The organism is Pseudoalteromonas sp. 78C3, assembly GCF_002836695.1.
GTDB lineage: Bacteria > Pseudomonadota > Gammaproteobacteria > Enterobacterales > Alteromonadaceae > Pseudoalteromonas > Pseudoalteromonas arctica.
This window is the reverse complement of sequence record NZ_PJAV01000018.1, coordinates 1-3,563: the sequence shown is the minus strand read 5'-3', so window position 1 is coordinate 3,563 and position 3,563 is coordinate 1. Positions and strand designations below refer to the sequence as shown.

Genomic DNA, 3,563 nt, shown 5'->3' with positions numbered 1-3,563 from the left:
GGCAGGCCGTGCCGCTAGCCAAACGCCACTAGAGCCTACTCTGTCTAATATTTTATTTATCATTTGAAAGTCTATTGGTTGATATTACCATCATTCTAAACTCCGTATACAAGTACGGAGTCAATCATTTTAATGAGTCAATTATGGGGCAATGTGTTGGATCTTCGTTTTGCATACAGGTATTTGTCATACCCACAATTACTTTCTCTAAACGTTGAAGGTCATTAATTTTGTCTCGAATGATTGCTAACTTTTGTCGGTTTAATAGCTCAACTTGAGCGCAGTTGCTGTCCATAGACATTAGCGATTTTATTTCTCTTAACGTAAAGCCGAGCGCTTTGGCTTTTGTGATAAACCTAAGTTGTCCTGCTATTGATTCGTCATATTGTCTATAACCAGATATTGGTTTTTCAGGTTGTGTAATCAGTCCTTCTCGTTCATAAAAACGAATGGTTTCTACATTTAAATTTAATGATTGTGCTAATTTGCCAATGGTTTTCATTATTGCCTTTGTGAATACTACTAATCTAAAGTTATATTTAGTTCAACTATCTAATGACTTGATAATGCCACAGACTTCAATTGTACCGTCAGACCCGCAAGAGCTTGCCATTAGTTTTAACTCTTTTTTGAGTGCATTCAATTCCTTCATTCGTTGATTAACTAAAGTTAGTTGCCGATCAATTAATGCATTTACACTAGAGCAACTCTCCTCTGGCTTGTTTTTTAATTCAATGAGTCGCTTAATATCATTAAGCGGAATATCTAAACTTCGACAATGCTTTACGAACTCTAGCTCTTTAAATGCCTTATTAGAATACAACCTGAAATTCCCTTCAGTGCGATCAGGATCTGACAGCAAGCCCTCCTTTTCATAATATCGGATGGTTTGTACTGAATACCCCGATGTTTTCGATAACTCACCAATTTTCATAAAATTTCCAAATAAACTTGACCCTATAGTCACTATAGGATTTATAGTTAGAGCATACAAGTTAATCGGAGATGAAAATGAGCGATTGTGGGTGTGAAGTTGAGCTAAAAGATAACCAGCAAAAAACGGTGCTTTATTGGCTTCTGGCTATCAATGCCTCGATGTTTGTTTTTGAAATTGGCTTTGGTTGGTTATCAGAATCAACGGCTTTAATTGCAGATTCGTTAGACATGCTAGCGGATGCAATCGTCTATGCAATTGCACTATACGCGGTGGGAAAGTCAATCCAACATAAGGCTAATGCTGCTTTAGTGAGTGGCTATTTCCAACTGGGGTTAGGCGTGCTAATTCTAATGGATATTGCTAGAAGGCTGTATGGTGAAAGTGAGCCTCACTCTTGGTTTATGATTGGCGTAGGCATGGTTGCTTTAGTTGCAAATGTGATTTGTCTCATCCTTATTCGAAAGCACAACAACGATGAAGTACATATGAGAGCTAGCTGGATATTTTCAGCGAATGATGTAATTGCAAATCTTGGTGTCGTTATCGCAGGCATACTCGTTATGGTGCTGAAACAGCGTTGGCCTGATATCGTCATTGGTAGCATCATTTCAATGTTAATTCTTCGAGGCGCTTACCGAATACTAAGCGATGCTAAACAAGAATTAGCTGTTGCTGAGAAAACACGTTAAACACCAAATGAAGATAAACAATCAACCTTTGGTTGTTCAAAGTAAGGAAACATCAATGAATAGCAAATATCTAGAAAAAACCAAGATAGTAAATTTTGAACACTCTACAATTCAATCATTAATTTCTGAGCGTAATTGGCAAGAACTCGATGACTTCAACAAAATTGGTGCAGCCTACCAATTTGTTAAAGATGAAATATTATTTGGTTACAATGAGAGTGATGATATTTCAGCAAGCAGTGTTTTAGCCGATGGTTACGGACAATGCAATACCAAGGGTAACTTGCTGATGGCTTTGTTACGAGGATTAGGTATTCAATGTCGTTTTCACGGCTTTACTATTGAGCAGCGATTACAAAAAGGAGCTATTCCAACTTATGTATTTTGGTTAGCACCTAAATATATCATTCATAGTTGGATTGAAGTTTATTTCAAGGATCGTTGGATAAACTTAGAAGGCTTTATATTAGATGAACAATATTTAAGTTCACTACAGCACAAATTTAGTCAAATAAAAAACGAATTTTGTGGTTATGGTGTTGCAACAAAGTGTTTCTCTTCGCCAGATACAGATTGGCGTGGTCAAGATACCTATATACAAAAAGAAGGTATTCATGATGATTTTGGTGTTTATAATTCCCCTGATGAGTTTTATCTCGAAAAAGGAACTAACTTATCAGGAATCAAACGTTGGATGTATCAACGAGTGATCCGTCACTTTATCAATTTTAACGTAGTCAATGTAAGAAATTTAAAAGTTCTTGAGGTGGAAAATGCACAATCATAGCCATAGCCATTCGCATGGAAAAGACGACCGTATAGGTTGGACATTTTTCCTTAATGTTTCATTTACTATTATCGAATTTATTGGTGGTTGGCTAACCAACAGTACCGCTATTATGGCTGATGCTGTACATGACCTGGGTGACAGTTTATCTATAGGATTCGCTTGGATACTGAGTCGTTTCTCGGATAAAGAAGCATCCGATAGATTTAGCTATGGCTATCGTCGTCTTACCCTGTTTGGCGCATTAATTAACAGTATTGTATTAGTTATTGGTTCTGTCTGGGTGCTATTTGAAGCAATACCAAGATTATCTAATCCTGAAATGCCAATGGCTGAAGGAATGTTGGGTCTTGCATTACTTGGGGTTGCTGTTAATGGGTATGCAGTATTTAAACTAAAAGCGGGTAAAACGCTGAACGAAAAAGTACTTACGTGGCATTTGCTTGAAGACGTACTTGGCTGGGTTGCAGTCCTAATTGTTTCTATCGTGCTGCTTTTTGTAGATCTACCAATATTAGATCCTTTGCTTTCTATAGGCTTTACACTGTTTATATTGTTTAACGTTTTGAAAAACCTGAAAACAACATTGGCACTATTTCTTCAAGCTACACCTGATGAAGAAGTGCAGAATAATATTGAAAAAGCGATAAAGGCTATACCTGAAATTAATGGGATTCATCATATGCACTTTTGGTCATTAGACGGGGAAAGTCACGTATTAACTGCTCACCTAGAGTTAGCCCATAACTTTGAGGTTGATAAATTAATTAGGCTAAAACAACAAGTGGCTAAGGAACTTTCTTCTTATAATTTATCTCATACAACCATTGAGTTTGAGTTTCCTCAAGAAACTTGCCGTGACGAGCATGAAAAACATGCGCATGGCTAGTTTAGAAAACCTTTTTTTGATATTATAATTTTTCATATTTAAGTAGGTGTTTATTTTGAAATTCAATGTTGCGTTAAAAATACTATTAGTCGTTTCGATTGTTTTGCAATCGTTAACTGCTGTTGTATCCGCAACACCTGAGAATCACCAAATAGATATAGAGCACCTTCAAATTCAACATGATCATGCAGATGATCGAAATGTCTCAAATGATAATGTAGGTGATGAGCAGCATAATGAAAAAGATTGTCATCACTGCGG

The 3,563-nt window shown here is 36.7% G+C and carries 5 protein-coding genes and 1 pseudogene; 4 read left to right on the top strand and 2 right to left on the bottom strand.

Going from position 1 to position 3,563, the window contains the following annotated elements:
• Positions 1 to 124 precede the first annotated feature (124 nt).
• Both CXF76_RS00450 and CXF76_RS00445 read right to left on the bottom strand, forming a co-directional pair.
• Positions 125 to 502 carry a MerR family transcriptional regulator gene (locus tag CXF76_RS00450; protein ID WP_004588890.1) on the bottom strand — a complete coding sequence of 126 codons (378 nt, stop codon included), beginning with the start codon at positions 500 to 502 and terminating at the stop codon, positions 125 to 127.
• A gap of 42 nt (positions 503 to 544) precedes the next feature.
• On the bottom strand, positions 545 to 934 hold the full coding sequence (locus CXF76_RS00445) for a Cd(II)/Pb(II)-responsive transcriptional regulator (RefSeq protein ID WP_004588889.1): 390 nt from the start codon (positions 932 to 934) through the stop codon (positions 545 to 547).
• Between the two features lie 77 nt (positions 935 to 1,011).
• Between CXF76_RS00445 and CXF76_RS00440 the strand changes: the two genes are divergently transcribed.
• The 4 genes and pseudogenes from CXF76_RS00440 to CXF76_RS20745 all read left to right on the top strand — a co-directional run.
• Positions 1,012 to 1,626 carry a cation transporter gene (locus CXF76_RS00440; RefSeq protein ID WP_004588888.1) on the top strand — a complete coding sequence of 205 codons (615 nt, stop codon included), beginning with the start codon at positions 1,012 to 1,014 and terminating at the stop codon, positions 1,624 to 1,626.
• A gap of 55 nt (positions 1,627 to 1,681) precedes the next feature.
• A complete protein-coding gene (locus tag CXF76_RS00435; protein ID WP_004588887.1) occupies positions 1,682 to 2,413 on the top strand; it encodes a transglutaminase-like domain-containing protein in 732 nt (243 codons plus the stop codon).
• Entirely contained in the window at positions 2,400 to 3,302 is a 903-nt protein-coding gene (locus tag CXF76_RS00430; protein WP_004588886.1) for a cation diffusion facilitator family transporter, read from the top strand. Before CXF76_RS00435 ends, CXF76_RS00430 begins: the two co-directional genes overlap by 14 nt.
• Before the next feature lie 55 nt (positions 3,303 to 3,357).
• A pseudogene (locus CXF76_RS20745) lies at positions 3,358 to 3,563 on the top strand (hypothetical protein); the annotation flags it as partial.